At 43.1% G+C, this 15519-nt stretch carries 12 protein-coding genes and 1 pseudogene; 9 read left to right on the top strand and 4 right to left on the bottom strand.

Annotated elements, in window-relative coordinates; all coding sequences use genetic code 11:
- The first annotated feature begins 214 nt into the window (after nucleotides 1-214).
- Entirely contained in the window at nucleotides 215-1318 is a 1104-nt protein-coding gene (locus DFR28_RS16935; protein ID WP_113955581.1) for a dipeptidase, read from the top strand.
- Between the two features lie 23 nt (nucleotides 1319-1341).
- Nucleotides 1342-1568, top strand: a pseudogene (locus DFR28_RS20110) (nucleotidyltransferase domain-containing protein); the annotation flags it as partial.
- 368 nt (nucleotides 1569-1936) lie between these two features.
- Here DFR28_RS20110 and DFR28_RS16945 read toward each other — a convergent pair.
- The gene (locus DFR28_RS16945; protein WP_113955582.1) at nucleotides 1937-3292 is read right to left on the bottom strand and encodes a M23/M56 family metallopeptidase; all 1356 of its coding nucleotides are present in this window, start codon (nucleotides 3290-3292) and stop codon (nucleotides 1937-1939) included.
- Nucleotides 3292-3669 carry a BlaI/MecI/CopY family transcriptional regulator gene (locus DFR28_RS16950; RefSeq protein ID WP_113955583.1) on the bottom strand — a complete coding sequence of 126 codons (378 nt, stop codon included), beginning with the start codon at nucleotides 3667-3669 and terminating at the stop codon, nucleotides 3292-3294. Before DFR28_RS16950 ends, DFR28_RS16945 begins: the two co-directional genes overlap by 1 nt.
- A 97-nt stretch (nucleotides 3670-3766) precedes the next feature.
- Here DFR28_RS16950 and DFR28_RS16955 point away from each other — a divergent pair, with 97 nt between their 5' ends.
- The 7 genes from DFR28_RS16955 to DFR28_RS16985 all read left to right on the top strand — a co-directional run bounded on the left by DFR28_RS16955 (nucleotide 3767) and on the right by DFR28_RS16985 (nucleotide 12031).
- Nucleotides 3767-5119 carry a M1 family aminopeptidase gene (locus DFR28_RS16955; protein ID WP_113955584.1) on the top strand — a complete coding sequence of 451 codons (1353 nt, stop codon included), beginning with the start codon at nucleotides 3767-3769 and terminating at the stop codon, nucleotides 5117-5119.
- A gap of 21 nt (nucleotides 5120-5140) precedes the next feature.
- Nucleotides 5141-6007, top strand: coding sequence for an alpha/beta hydrolase (locus DFR28_RS16960; protein WP_113955585.1), 867 nt, complete (start codon nucleotides 5141-5143; stop codon nucleotides 6005-6007).
- 372 nt (nucleotides 6008-6379) lie between these two features.
- Nucleotides 6380-7351 carry a transposase gene (locus DFR28_RS16965; protein ID WP_113955586.1) on the top strand — a complete coding sequence of 324 codons (972 nt, stop codon included), beginning with the start codon at nucleotides 6380-6382 and terminating at the stop codon, nucleotides 7349-7351.
- 214 nt (nucleotides 7352-7565) lie between these two features.
- Nucleotides 7566-8645, top strand: coding sequence for a choice-of-anchor Q domain-containing protein (locus tag DFR28_RS16970; protein ID WP_113955587.1), 1080 nt, complete (start codon nucleotides 7566-7568; stop codon nucleotides 8643-8645).
- 434 nt (nucleotides 8646-9079) lie between these two features.
- Nucleotides 9080-9790, top strand: coding sequence for an FHA domain-containing protein (locus tag DFR28_RS16975; RefSeq protein WP_147251047.1), 711 nt, complete (start codon nucleotides 9080-9082; stop codon nucleotides 9788-9790).
- 8 nt (nucleotides 9791-9798) lie between these two features.
- Nucleotides 9799-10587, top strand: a complete 789-nt coding sequence (locus DFR28_RS16980) for a PP2C family protein-serine/threonine phosphatase (protein WP_113955589.1) — start codon at nucleotides 9799-9801, stop codon at nucleotides 10585-10587.
- Nucleotides 10588-10669: 82 nt separating this feature from the next.
- Nucleotides 10670-12031 (top strand): hypothetical protein, encoded by a 1362-nt coding sequence (locus tag DFR28_RS16985; RefSeq protein WP_113955590.1) that lies wholly within the window; start codon nucleotides 10670-10672, stop codon nucleotides 12029-12031.
- A gap of 9 nt (nucleotides 12032-12040) precedes the next feature.
- On the opposite strand, the gene DFR28_RS16990 is transcribed toward DFR28_RS16985, so the two are convergent.
- Nucleotides 12041-14164 (bottom strand): serine/threonine-protein kinase, encoded by a 2124-nt coding sequence (locus DFR28_RS16990; protein WP_113955591.1) that lies wholly within the window; start codon nucleotides 14162-14164, stop codon nucleotides 12041-12043.
- The gene (locus DFR28_RS16995) at nucleotides 14164-15270 is read right to left on the bottom strand and encodes a plastocyanin/azurin family copper-binding protein (RefSeq protein ID WP_113955592.1); all 1107 of its coding nucleotides are present in this window, start codon (nucleotides 15268-15270) and stop codon (nucleotides 14164-14166) included. The genes DFR28_RS16990 and DFR28_RS16995 overlap by 1 nt, the downstream gene beginning before the upstream one ends.
- Nucleotides 15271-15519 lie beyond the last annotated feature (249 nt).

Consider the following 15519-nt stretch of genomic DNA (forward strand, 5'->3'; position numbering starts at 1 on the left):
GTGTATCAAATAGGCATTATCAGGTCTTTGGTTTAGGACCGAGACCGGCATAGACCAAAGACCTGCCCCGTTATATTTCCAGTCAACGTGTTTTTGATTCTACCTAATATTAATGCTGTGTAATTACCAATATTGAAGGGCTTGTAGCTGTTGTAAGCTCTATCAGAAGTATAATCAGTTTGATTCATGCGGCATCCGCTTACTAGGATTAAAAATGACAATATCACGACGTGCTTTTATTTCATCATCTTTGATGCTTCCGCTAGGTTTGTCCAGTGTTAGATCTTTCGCAGATACTCCAGCTATTAGCAAAATGCGGCAATTCGTTATTAATGGCAATATGGTAATCGGTCCAGAGTTTGGTGAGCCTTTCGATGACGAAACAAAAGCGCAGCTAGAGAAAACAGGATTAACTGCATTTAAACTTTCATTGGGCGGAAGCCGAGGTAGTTACGAGGAAGTACATGAAGTGCTTGATTCTTTACCCGAAATTTATGCCTCCAATCCTGACACATTGATGCACATCAATTCAGCAAGCGATCTACAACGAGCCTACGATACTCGCCGTACAGGTATAATTTATTCGTTCGAAGCAGCGACAATGCTAGGCGAGCGTGTCGAAAGAGTAGAAGAATTCGCTAATCGTGGAGTTCGCATAATGCAGCTTGGTTATAATCACACGTCGCCATTCGGTGCTGGTGTCATGTCTACAGACGGGCCACTTGGGTTGTCCAAACTTGGATACGCTGTGATTAAACAAATGGAAGAAAATGAGGTACTCCTAGACCTCAGTCACGCCCATGAATTGACCGCTGATGAAGCGCTAAAAACCAGTTCTAAGCCAGTCTCTATGACTCATACAGGTTGCTACGAAATCAATCCTCATCAGAGAAATAAGTCAAACAAGACGTTAAGAGCAACCGCAGATTCCGGCGGCATTGTTGGGATTTATGAAATGAGTTATTTGACTGCTGACCTAGAACAACAATCGCTAGAAGCATTCATGGCACACATAAAACATGCTCTCAAAATATGTGGCGAAGATCATGTTGGGATTGGTAGCGATACTCCTGTCTTGGGTTTTGATACTGGGCCACAAAGCATGGCTCAATGGAACGAAATAAACCGTCAACGTAAAGAAACTGGCGTAGCCGCTCCAGGTGAAGGACCTCCTCCTTACGTTGTTGGAATCAACGGCCCTCACAAGATGGCCGTAATTTCTGAAGAACTTAACGCACGCGGCGTAGCCCCTGCGGTGATTGATAAAATAATTGGTAATAATTTTGCCAGAGTTCTATCGGATACCTTACCTGCGTAAAAAAATAGTCGCTCAACGTTTCGTTGATAGCCTGCCCCCCCAAACCGATTTACATCGCCAAGATTGTTAGTGCGTTCTCTCAAGATTTTCGCATAGGAGGCATCGGCGCTGTTGGCTCTTTTGCAACCGACTCGATGGATAGATACAGCGACTTAGACCTTGTCATCGCCATTAACCCCATGACTATGAAAGTGTCATATCTGAGAGGTTCGCGCTAATAGATCACGCCAACGGCAAAGTGGCGGCATTTGGAAAGTGCATTACCTTGTAGATTCAATTAAGGAAGCAAAATAAGGTTGAGATCAATAGGAATACGCAAGAACTTTGCTTAGGCTATTTCAAGTAGGAGCTCCTCGATTAAATGGCATAGTTTGACTGTGACGCTCCACACATATTGATCCTCATGAAAAGTTTGGGGTTGAGTCTGTCTTTTAAGTAACCTCGAATGGCCACAAAGAGTTTGCCTGTTTGAAAAGTCAATGACTGATCACTTCTTGTATTTAAGACCCATTCAATCATGTCAATATGAATGGGTCAAACAGCCCTTAAGAGACATTCAGAAAATCGCATCACCACATTAATTTCGGCCTCCTTATTTTCCAATACCCTTGGGAAATATCAACGTAAACTATTTGTATTGAACACTAATTTAGGATCAACTCTTTGGTTGTCCTTAATCACCTCAAAGTGAAGATGAACGCCGGTCGCTTTGCCTGTCTCGCCAATTATTCCAATAGCTTGTCCAGCGCTAACCCAAGAACCCACTTTTACGTCGACAGATTCTAAATGTGAATACAAAGTTTGATAACCACCTTTGTGCTGAATTAATACGGTGTTCCCATAGTTAGGATGTAAGGTCTTGTTACCTGCAATAATTATCAGACCATCAGCAGCAGACAGCACAAAGCTACCGTTTCCCGAAACATAATCAACACCTTGATGCGGTTTGTACTGCCTTATCATGTCTACACTACGAAATGTTGAGCTTATCGTATGGTCATTTAGGGGTTGTCGCCAATTTAGCTTATCTGTTATCACTGGCTCTTTTAACATCATATGCAGGCTAAAAAGAGCGAGTATCATCAAAGAAAATTTTAAGGCCAAAGTAAAGGAGCTTTTATTCGTTGAGCATATAATGTTGGTAAGCCTAGTTTTACAGTCATCAGCGTCAAGAACACCTGAATTAAATTGAGCCACTAGATTATCGTTATTAAGTTGAACGCTTCTTTTTAAAGATTGTAGTAATGCTTTGGCATAATCATGTTTATTAATATTGAAGTCACGTATCGTCAGCCTGTCGCATCTGTGTTCCATTGCTCGAATAAACTGCCACTCCATTTTTTTAACAAATGGGTTTACCCATAAAACGGTACTCAAAATTCTCCAGAAAAGAACTGCGATATGATCTTTTTTTGAAATATGCATTAGCTCATGTTGAATCAAAATATTTTGTTGATCTTTTTCTAGCAACGAAAAATATTGAGGCAATACTATGTGAGGCCTCGCTGTGCCAAATACAAAAGGGCTATGATTTAAAGAGGAAATTGCAACCTTAGTTTTAGCATTAGACAGCTCATTAATTGGCTCAGAAGAATTAGATAGCTTTTTTAGTTTTTGCCAAATGGTCAACAATTGAACTAGTTTCAAGAAAGTAAAACAAAAATAGCCGATGATGAGTGCTGTCGCCAATAAATCAATTTTTTTCAAACTTGCGTGAGTGATACTGGCTTGCTTTACTATTTGTGCTTTTTCCAGATTTGAATTTATATAACTCAAATCATTGACTAATATATTCATAGAGTCAGATGAAAAAGAAATAAAGGGTAAAAAGCCAGCTACTAGCGCAGAATACCAAATACTGGGGGAGGTGTTATCGTGCTTGGTTATATAGGACAAACAGGCATAGGCAATGCCAGAAAAAATAAGCCAAGGGAAAAAGCTCTCTACTATGAATTGAACAACTGAAGAGTCCATTAGTTTTCTTCTTTCTGCTCAGACAGTTGATTTAGCAGCTGCTCTAATTCATCTATTTCTTCGTTGTCGATTAAACGACTGTCAGCAAACATAGTAACTGGTAGAGGTGTATCTAATTCTAGAATATTAGTTGCGAACTCCTGCATATAGGACGCTAGCGTCGGTATTTTTTCAAGCAGTGCTTTATATGTTTTTTTGTTGCCCAGTGTGCCAATTTCTAAGATTCCCTTATTCCCCATTCTTTCCAAGGTTTTGCGGGTAGACGAGTAAGACCACCAATGCTTTGACTCCAAGTGTTGATGGATTTCTTTAGCTGTTTGCGGCTGCTTTTTCCAAAGAAGCTTTAGTATCTCTAGCTCGGTTGAATTTGGTGTCATGTAAATATCTTAGTAGTGTGACTTGTGTCGCACCTTAACATCATGTATGTTTAAAAACAATTCTGCGACATATGTCGCATTTTAATTGTGAGGATTCATGGGTTTTTTTACTAAATATGCGATTTACTTTGTTTGTTTGAGCTGCGCCACAACAGCTCTCTCGAAAGATATCGTAGATAAATCGAATATCGATTTTGTTCACTACCAAGCAGAGATCACTCCCAATTTCATTAATAAATCAATAGACGGCGTTGTTGAAATCACGTTTACGCCGCAGGTGCAAAATGTAAACTACTTAAGCTTTTCATCCGAGTTTAAAAGGATTAAGTCCGTTTATTTTGACGGAAAAAAGCTCAGCTTCTCAGTTGAAAATGATTTGCTTAGAGTAAAACTACCTGCGTCTTTAAAAACCATCAAAACCCATTCGGTAAAAATGGATTACAGTGCTTCACCTACTCAGGGCATGAAATTTTATGATGATCATTTGTTTACCGTCTTTCACACTAATAAGTGGTTAATTTCGCACAATGACTTATCAGATAAGGCTACCTTTGACTTATCTATTAAGCATGATGTAACTACATCTGCCGTTGGTAATGGAACCTTGGTTTCTAGAAAAAAAGTGGGTAACACTCTGTTAGTGTCTCGTTGGCAACAGAATACACCGATACCTCTATATACATTTGATTTTGCCGTAGGGAATTTCGAGAAACAATCGATAGACACGGATAGCGTTAATATATCGATGCTCTATAGGCAAGAAGTACGATCAGGTTTAAGCGCCGAATTAATAGAAAAGGCATTTAAAGATGTTAGCGATATGCTGCTATTTTTTGAAAGTAAAGCAGGTTTCACTCTCAAACAAGGCTATACCTATGTTGTTGTGGATGGCTCTATGGCGCAGGAAGCGTCTGGCTTTAGCTTAGTTGGAGAGATGTTTGTTCATGCGTTGCAAACTGATAAAAATGAAAATTGGTTTATTGCGCATGAACTTGCTCATGAATGGTGGGGCAATAGTATTACTAGCTCAAATTTTTCTCATTTTTGGTTAAATGAAGGTTTGGTTGTTTTTATGGTCGACGCATACAAGCAGCATTTGTTTGGAGAAGAAGCCGACAAGAATGAAATGAAAGTAGCGATTGAACGTGTCCAGCGAGCGGTAAAGGAAAACAGAGTTGCCCCAGTTGCCTTCAAAATGGTGATAAGAGAATCAGAAATCAACCACACTATGGCATATAGCAAAGGAGCACTAGTGTTTTATATGCTAAGAGAGAAGTTAGGTGACAAATTGTTTTGGCAAAGCTTAAAGCAATATAGCCTTAGCTATCAAGGACAATCAGCGACCACCCAAAACCTAAAATCATCCTTCGAAGAAGTTTCTCAAATTGATTTAACAGAATTTTTTGAACGTTGGGTGTACGGCCCAGAAATTCCAACCTTAGATTTATAAAACTATATAAAAAATAAATATATGAAATTGTCTTTAATTAAAAACTTAGCATTAATTTTTATTCTTTTTCTAGGTTGCAGCAATGCCATTGCGAGCGAAAATCTTAGTTTTCAAATAGCGAATAGTCAGATAATAACGATTGACTCAAAAGTGCTAGATAGAAAATATGACTTATTCATTAAAGTACCTATCGACTACGCAAAAGAAGAGAATAAGTATAAAAGATACCCAGTGTTATATTTAAACGATGGCCCACATACGTTCAAAGTTGCTTCTGGTGTGACTCATTTCTCACAGATGGATAAGGTAATAGTAGTGGGAGTATCTTTCGCGCACGGAGAAAACGGTCAATATAGCCGAGTACGAGATCTTACGCCTGTTGTTGACGAGAGTTGGACAAAATATAAAACAGGAGGAGCACCCAATTACTTAAATTTTTTTGAGAAAGAAGTTATTACTTATATAGAAGAAAATTATCGGACGAACCCAAACCAAAGAATCCTATCAGGACATTCACTAGGAGGTTCGTTTGGTGCTTGGGTGTTACTCACAAAGCCAGAACTGTTTTCGAGCTACATATTAACGAGCCCTTCTCTTTGGTTTAAAAAACATTGGATTTTTGATTTAGAGGATAAATTTCACTTAAATAATAAGTCGTTAAAAGCAAATTTATTTTTCGCTACTGGCTCTTTAGAAACTATTGGGGATGGGATGTATTATGAAATGGTTGATGATCAGATTAAGTTCGTTCAGCAGCTCCTCTCGAGAGATTATCAAGGTTTAAATATTCAGGAAGAAATTGTTAATGGCACAGATCACTATTCAACTTTCCCTGTAGGTCTCTCTAAAGGGCTTATGTTTACATATAAACAGATGAAGCTACTTTAACATTTTTAAATAACTCAAAATAGATATGGCATAGACAATGGGCTTTGTCTTCAAATTGTATTACAGTCATTGTCAGATTTTATCGAACCTTGATTTTTCAGCTATCAGGTCAAATTTCAACATTTACAGATAATGAGAGTCGTGTGTCAGCGCCCTCTTTTCTACTTCGTTTCTAGGTCTGGTGTACTTTTTCGTACTTTATGGTCATTTCCCTGTTCTGCTTTTCTTTTTCTGCCCATGCGGCTTTAAGCTGATTTTCAAACTCACCAATGAATTTTTTGCCAACGTATGCGGGACACCCACTCACCCCTTGAATTATACGCCACACCATGAGACTCTAATAAACTAAACGGACTGAAACTGGAGACAAGGATGACGCTCCCTCGTAATCGATTGGTATCGCTCGCCGATACGCCCTACTACCACTGTGTCTCGCGCTGTGTTCGGCGTGCGTATTTGTGTGGCTTTGACCAGCATACCGCCAAGAGCTATGCGCACCGGCGTGACTGGCTTGAATACAAACTACTCAACACAGCGGATATTTTCGCCATCAAACTCTGTTCCTATGCGGTGATGAGTAATCACTACCACGTGGTGCTGCACGTGCGCTCAGACATTGCCAAGGCCTGGTCAGAGACCGAAGTCGTGCAACGCTGGAGCAAGCTATTTAACGGTACACGGTTCTCCCAGCGGCTACTTAATCGGGAGCCGTTAACAGAAAGTGAATGGACAGTATTACGCCGAGACATCAAGTGTTGGCGCCAACGCCTGACCGATATATCCTGGTTTATGCGCATCGTTAACGAATCCATTGCAAGGCAAGCCAACAAAGAAGACCGCTGCACGGGGCGATTCTGGGAAGGCAGATTCAAGAGCCAAGCCTTGTTAGATGAACGTGCCCTGCTCTCTTGCATGGCGTATGTAGACTTGAATCCGATTCGGGCGCACATGGCCAAAACGCCCGAAACCTCACACTACACATCCATTCACAACCGCCTAACGTTGATCAAAAAGCGCAAAACTCAGTCGACTGGCTTGGAGCAATTCGTTGGCATTCAAGAAGGTGAGATTGGTATACCATTTCAACTAAATGACTATCTAGAGCTAGTCGATTGGTCTGGCAGAATCATTCGAGCTGACAAGCGTGGCCATATCAATCAAGAATTACCGCCAATCCTTTCGCGATTAAGTCTTAACGCCGATGTTTGGAAAATCTTGACCACCGAGTTCGAAAGCCGCTTCCAATGCTGGGTTGGCAGTGAACATATCGTAAAACGTGTGTGCGAAGACAACGGCTATCAGCGCAAACCTCCAACCCGCGCACACCGAGCGCTGCTAGGTTAACTCACCGAGAAACTGTCAAAATTATCACGCAGGCGTGAGGTCCGACCTCGCCTACAATCTGCCAAACCTAACCCTGCTTGAACGTTCGATTGAGGTTGGCCGTTGCAGCCCTTGGTTATTTCATAAAATCCCAAACTAAGCTCAAAAATATTGCGAAATTAGACGAGTGGATGGGGAGTCGACTTTTCTTTAGTGTGGCTGTCCATTTCAATTCATCCATGTTCGTGATAGTGATGACGTTCTATTAAGTAATACCGTCATAACAAGCAATGTGCGTAATAACAAGGATTTCTCGGCTTTTGGCGGCGGCGGAATACGAATTCTAGATAGTGATAACATTCGTCTAGAGTCAGTTGTGATTAGCGACAATGAGTCAACGAAGGGCGGAGGCATTGCTATACAGTCTTCAGACAACACCGTTATTGTTGATTCACAGATTATTGGCAATCACGTTAGCGAACCAGATACGCCCGATTCCGCGGGCATCCCCGATGGAGGCGGTATTAGGGCCACTAGTGTAAGTTTTCTAACCCTCCAAAACACCGTTGTATCGAGCAATACTGCCGGCTTTCGAGGCGGCGGTATTGCTTTTTTATCCTCAAGCGATTTGTTAATTGACAGCAGCACCATATCAAAAAATCAAGCCAGTCGTGGCGGCGGCATATATTTAGGTGCACGTTTTAATACAACTACGAAGTCAGAAAATGTTCAAATTGTTAACTCGACAATTTCACGTAACGTGGTGAAACCGTTCACGTTTGAATTTCAGTTTTATGGTAGTTACAACGCTCAAGGCGGCGGCATTAGCGCTAAATATATCGACGGCGTTGAGATTATTTCATCAACCATTAATGGCAACCAAGCATTAGGAGCTAATGCTCAAAGCGGTGGCCTTCATACAGAATCAACAAGTTCGAATATTTCTCTCACCAATAGCATCATTGCCAACTCCCGTGGCCAAGACTGTGCTGACGGAGCAACCAGCGTAGATACAGTCAGCGTCATTGAAGACGGCTCATGCGGAGCAAGCCGTTCTGGCAACCCACGTATTTTGGCCTTAACTGCTAATGGCGGCCCCACATTCACTCATGCTCTGGCTGAAAACAGCATCGCACGCAACAGCTCAGTTGGAACTTGCACTGTGACTGATCAACGCGGCAAAAAGCGCGATATCAGCGATGGTGCTTGCGACGTAGGCGCGTTTGAGTTTATCGAAGGCTTGGATGACGTAGACGACACAAGCTTCTTTGTGGTGCCTCTTAAGAGCGGCAAATCGGTGATTTTTGGGCTTTAATAGATAAAGTATGGTGTACAAAGCACCAAAAATTTACGATGAAGGTGCCGGAGCGGTTATTGTTTTTTTAATCTCCCCCGCACCTTTTTTCGTATGAGTCCAACGCCCTTAATCGCCTCCTATTCAAACGCTTGGGCAAATCCACACGCCTTAATCTCTACGTTTAAACTCGATTATTTTTTTACCCAATTGAACCTTTCGTGTCAATTACGACACTAAGTACTAAATGCATAGAAACGGGTTCTGCCAATTCTATCTATATATTTAGATGGTGCAGATTCGGTTTGTCAGGGACTTGTCAATAGTGGCAATGGGGTTGCCGACCGTCACCTTAAACTAACTAAATTATGGGACAGATAAAATGATTAATAAATTTTTACTTCAACCAAGGCTGACTATCATCGTTAGCTCTGCGACAAGTGGGTGCGATCTTTATGAGTTACGTTAGAATTTATTGTGGCAATGATTTGAGAAAGCAATTTGAGCTAGGTGAAAACGGCGCGACAATTGGTCGCACTGACGATAATGTAATTGTGCTCGCCGATGAGGGAATCTCTAGGCAGCATGCCGCGATCGAGCATCAAAACGGTGAGTACTTCATTGTTGACCTTGGTAGCAGTAATGGCGTTTTCCTAAATAATGAGAAAGTTGAAAAGGCGAAGCTCAAGTATTGGGATGAGATACAGATTCATAATTTCGTCATCAAGTTTATGGCGAAGCCTGTGCTCGCAGGAACCAAGGGAGACATAGATGAGCCCACCGCAGATCTTGAGTCAGATAAAACCAAGTTTTTTAATGTCACCGATGAAAAGCAACTTGATGAATTGCGAAATAAAACCAAGGAGTGCTTTCTCACGTACAAAGGCCCATCGGGGAAGCTGCGAAAGCTGATTATTAAAAAGCCGCGCATCATCATTGGCAAATCAAATCAAGCTGATATTAAAATTACGGGATGGTTCGCGCCGTCAATTGCGGCAACGATTGAACGCCACGGTAGCTCATATGAGTTGGTCCCTACTGAGCGAGGCAAGGTCATTTTTCAGAATCAACGAGTCTCAAAATCAGTAAAGTTGATAGATGATAGCGGATTTATAGTTCGAGATATTGAGCTCAAATTTTTTAATCGACTCACAAAAACGAGTTGATCATTGTTATGCCTTGGATCACCTTAGCCGGTTGCAACATCGGCGACCGAGAAGAACAACAAGATCGATATTTGATTGAACATAGCAATGACGACCAAAGCCATTTACTGGTTGTTGCGGATGGTGCTGGCGGACACAAAACGGGTGGCTTAGCGGCACAAGCCGCCATAGATTGTGTTCGCGAAAATCTGGCTAATTTGTGGTCTAACGATGCGCCGGAAATGTTTCTCAATAGGCTGATCAGTGACTGTAATAAGCGTGTGCTTGCGGTAGGCGGTGGTGAGCTTGCTTGTACAACACTGGTATTGGCTCTAATTAGGGGCGATGAAGTTTTTTGGGCTCATGTCGGCGATAGCCGTTTTTACTTAATCAGAGATCGGCATGTGATCGTTAGAACAAACGATCATTCAGTGATAGAGCTCCAACGTCGACAGGCAGCGCAGAACTCTAGAGTCAGCACCACGCAGTCTAATGAACTCTACATGTGCCTTGGTGCGCTAGCTAAGACCGCCCCTGATGTATCAAGTAGCCTAGTTCGCGACGGGGATACCTTGCTGCTATGCAGTGACGGACTCTGGGGCCAGATCGACATGAAGCCCATAGTAGCCGACCTTAGCGAGCGCCCTTTGACCCTTGATCGGCTAAACAACTGGATAACAAAAGCCAAAGTTGCAAAACACAATAACAGCGACAACATCACTCTGCTTGCCGCCAGGCTAAAGAGTAAGCCTGGTTTTTTCCCTAATCCATCAAAGGCGATTATTAATTTCTTTAAAAATGACAAGTCCATCAACTAACTTGTTAGATGCATTTTGCCTCTCCTAACCGTGAATATTCTTACTCAAAGAAGCAAACCATTTAGAGCCGGCCGAGAACACTATGAACAAAACCTATCACTCTACAACGGATACCTTAATGCTATTTAAGTGTATTAGATCACGCACTTCGATTTTGACATTTTTGGCGTTTCTTTCAGAGCCTGTATGGGCCGAGAAGCTGGATTTACGCTTCGAAGTAAAAGCGAATTATCGATACAGCCAACAAGCCGATTTTCCTAGCCAGCCGTTCCCCTTTCCGGCAACCGCATTAACCGAAAGCGACAGTAATGCGTTTATCGAAACGGTTGACGAAGGCAGCCATGGTGAGGTTTCTTTGGTCAGCATGGCCGGCAAGTGGCAATTCGCTGACTCTTGGCAGTTACAATTTAAAGTCGATGCAATTGACCTATACGATCGTAACCCGACCTCGACCGATAAAAAAATCGATATTGATTCCTTTGTTCTGCGCTACGGTAACACATTTGGCGCAACCACAATTCCATCTGAAAATAGCTTCTATGCGCAGTTAGGAAAATTTAAAAAATTTGAGCAGCAACGGGAGCGACGCACAGAAAGTTACGGTGTTGTTTCAACCGCGTTCAACCGTTTTGAAGACAGCGGGATCGAAACTGGGTTTGATTTGTCTGCTGGCTTCTATGGTCGACTGAGCTATACAACAGGGAACCCAGTTTTCTTGAGAGACGTTAATGCTCTAGCTGGAGACAATGGCACCGAAGATCTTAGAGTGCCGTCAAACGTTAACTCTGGCTCCAATCTAAACAATGGCATTGTCACGCTGTACGATGCAGAAGTCGAGGATTTTGACCTGTCCACTTCCCCGGAACTCGGTGTAGGCCTCGGCTATCGTTGGAATTCCGCCAAGCAAAATCAAAAACTGGATGTTCTGGCTTACCATTATCAAAGAGACCTCTCAGACACCAGAGAGATCAATGGGACATTTTTAGGCGGCGATCTTGATCTGTTTGACCTGAGCGAGTTTCCTGGCGCTGAGGGAGTTCGATTACCTTTTACGGGTAAGGAAAAAACCGAAAGTGGTTTGAGCGCGTGGTATTACGCCGGTGATTTCTCTGTTTTTTCTCAGTACGTTAAACAAGAAGTGGCAAATCTAGACCGCGACGGCTTTGAAATTGAGCTCAGTTATGTGTTCAATACGCCAATCACAATTACTCCGGTAGTCCGTTACTCGGAGTTAAATAATAATTTTGTTAGTGACCCAACGTTTTTTACGCCGAGTCTCCAGTGGGACTGGCGAAAAATTGACTACGGCATTAATTTTGATTTTACAGACAATGTCCGGCTAATTGTTGAATATGCCGACAATGAAGTGCTAAGGGCTGGCCGCTGGGAAAGTCAAAACGAGTTACTACTAACGCTCCGCTGGCAGGCCAGTTATAAGCGCTAGCGGCTTACATTACACGTTACTTAATTGTTCCAACATTTCCCTAACGGTCTGAAATCTGTCGACTGGGTCTTTTTCGGTTGCTTTACGAATGACCTGGTCCAGCGGCCCGGTGATAACACCGTCCACACCGTTAATTTCTGGCAACTCTTGGTGCACATGCATCTCCGCGAGTTTCATATAGTCCGCATGGCTGAACGGCGGTGAGCCCGTTAATAAGGTATACAAGATAATGCCAATCGAGTAAATGTCGGTGCGCTGATCCAGCTCTTCGTTGAGAAACTGTTCCGGAGCCATATAACGCGGAGTGCCCATTAATTTTGTGTTGTCTTTTGATGAGTTTAATTGCTCTTGATTTGCGACACTTCTGGCAAGACCAAAATCCATTATTTTTAGGATACCCTGCTGGTTAACCATCATATTTCCGGGCTTGAGATCAAGATGAATCACGCCTTCTTCATGGGCCGCATTCATGGCTGAGCAAATTTGCCGACCCATTAAAAGCGCAATATATAGATCCTGAGCGCCTCTTCTTTTTAACAGCACATCAAGGTCATAACCCGCTACGTACTCCATACTGATATAGGTATAGGCGTCCCAATTGCCCATATCAAACGTTCTTAGAATATTGCGATGCGTGATACGTCGCGCCAGACGAATCTCTTCTTTGATGCTGATAGCATTACTCTCAGCAAACAGATCTCGAGGTAATAATTTGAGAGCGGTCTTCTCATCCAACTCGCGATCTTCAACCAAAAACACCAAGCCCATAGCCCCTTGCCCAATGAGCTCTAGTACGTCGTAACGGTCGCCAATTCTCGTTCCAGTCGTAATCATTGACCGAGCTGCCTTAGCCGCCACATTGCCTTCGTCTAAGACAAGAGCACCAGAGCTGTGAGGTAGGTGTTGTTCGGGCGCGCCTCCCCCCACGATTAAGTCAGCCTCTAAGGCACTGTTCGACAGTGCCTTATCAACGTTTAATTCATTAGAAATTTGAGCCAAGTAGTTTTCCAACTCAGCCTTCTCCTTTAGGGTATTGCCCATCTCTACGACTGCCCGGTAGAGCATCCCAATCTCGTCATTGGATTTTGGCGCGGCACTCTTGTCTGGGAAGTTACCATCACGAATACCACCGGTGACCGATACCAGCTCGATGATGGGTCGACTAATTCGTATTGATACAAACCCAGCCAGCATAAACGCGACAACCAGACAGATCCCACCAATAACCAGCACTGTATTCTGGATGCTGGTAAACGGTGCTAATAGATCTGCACTGGAACGTAAGATCATCACAAAACCCAATGGGTCGCTGCCGTCATTGCCAACGCGACTAGCAACCGCGAAATACTCTTGATTATTTAGCGTTGTATGAAAATTTTGCACCGCTGATTCACCATCAAACATCGGCTGCCAGCTTGAAGTAGACTGTTCAAAGTATTCACTTAGCGAGCGTTTAAGCTCGTGGTCGGTAACGTAGATGTTATTAACCCCATTAACCTGTCGACTCTGGTCGCGAGTAAAGCTAAAAAAAGCAATATCGCTGAATGTCAAAGACACAATCTCATTCGCCATATCGCTACTAAATTCATAGGCTAGTGCTACCGTTCCCCGAACCACGTCAGTCGCGACATTATCAAATATCGGCTCAGTGACAATCTGCATTAAGCGACCTTGGCTCAGAAAATACCCCTGCCCCGACTTACCGGCGAGCGCATCATCGAAAAAATGTGTTTTGCCTGCCATGTTTTGGCCAATCGCTTGTGGTCGGTCTGAACGCGCTAAGATATTGCCGGAGCCGTCGGTGAAAAATAGAATGTCAAAGTCGAGTTGATTCTTAAACTCCTGGCTCTGATCCTGGAGTGTTAATACTTCGCTTTCATAGACCAATGGCAATATGCGGCTGTCTCTCGCTACGCTTCTGGCGACCTCTCTGATGGAATTGAAACGGCTTTCGATTTTGGTGTCTAAAACGGTACTGGACTGCCGCAATGATTGGCCTATGGTTTGGGCGGAGACCAGTTTCGCCTGTACGCCAATTTGCCAGAAGGTGGTAAGAATAAGCGCGCCGAACCCGACCAAAATAAGAAAGAACAGTTTTTCGCGAATACCGAATCGAATATTAGGTTTTGACATCAATAGAACTCGTCTTCAAACAGTGCAGAATTTTTAGAATAGTCTCCACCAAACTTATTTTTGTGCGACTCGGTCTTAAACGCCACGGTATCAATGCGGTCGATCAATTTAACCGTCTCGTTGGCTTTTACCTCAACTGTTTGCTTTGCCTCACCGCGAATATTCCAAATGGTGACTTCATAGGTACCAGGGCGTACATCGTCGATTTTATAGCCGCCTTGGTCATCCGCTTTTACACTCAGTCCTTGTTTGCCGACAGCGACAAACATCGCCATGTCTGCGTGGATATTGCAATAGACTTTTACTATTCCGGGCTCCCTTAAGGTAACCGCCCGCTTTAAACCCGAGCCATAAGTACCGAGGTCAAACGCATTACTGCCTGATGACGAAAAAACGTTATGTTGGATATTGTCTTTATTCGCAAACACCACTTGATCGCCAGCGCTAATGGTTGAGTAGCGTGGTTTATATTCCTTGTCTTGCATGTCAATGACATGCACTTTTGACGGGCGATTTTGCACGTTGCTCATGACTGTTTTTGGCGTCAATGTTATCAATGTGCCAGTCGCAGGCAGCGGTTGCCCGTTCTCACCAAGCAGAATAACTTTGCCAGCGATTGCGCCCTGCTCGATACCTACCTCTTTATTTTCTGTTTCCGTGGAGATTTTAGGTACCACATTGTTTGGCGATTTGGGTTCGTGTGGTTTAGCGGGTTTCTCTTTCTTGACTAACGTTTCTGCGTCACTTTCTTCAGGTGATAAAACCGTGCTCGATTCAGTAGCTTGAATCGCGGGTTTGGTCTCTAGACTTGAAACAAGGCCCGATTTCGTCTTGCCGGTTGATACTGGCGATTCGCCTATCGGATCAACCAGTGAATCGTTATCAGAAGTTGCGAGAACTGCCTGATCATCCATCGGGAGCTGCTCATTTGCAGCCACAAGCGGGCCAACTTTCGCCGAACTATCTGAGAACAGGATTCGATCTTGCCCTAGCATATTGCTTGTTGCACATGAGGTCAGCAGTGACAATAGTGGTAGCACCATGAACATACGCATAACAAAATTAGATTGCCCACGCACTCGGTTTAAATAATTGTTAAACAGCATTTTGACTGTTACTCCGTATTTCAAAGCGACATTGATTCAGGATTTAGTGTCCGACAATTACTTAGTGCCTACTTAGGCCGACTTGGTTCAATCAAAATGAAATAAAATTGAGTTCTTACTGTATTCCATGCTTATTTAGGTAAACGCACGAAGCAAATACAAAAGAAAGAGCGAAAAGAAAGGATGCGTGGCCACTGGTTTGGCGCAGCCTTACCTTGAGTGGACAAGCCTATTTAGATATGAAAGCAG

Source organism: Arenicella xantha (assembly GCF_003315245.1).
In the GTDB taxonomy this organism is placed as follows: Bacteria; Pseudomonadota; Gammaproteobacteria; order Arenicellales; family Arenicellaceae; genus Arenicella; species Arenicella xantha.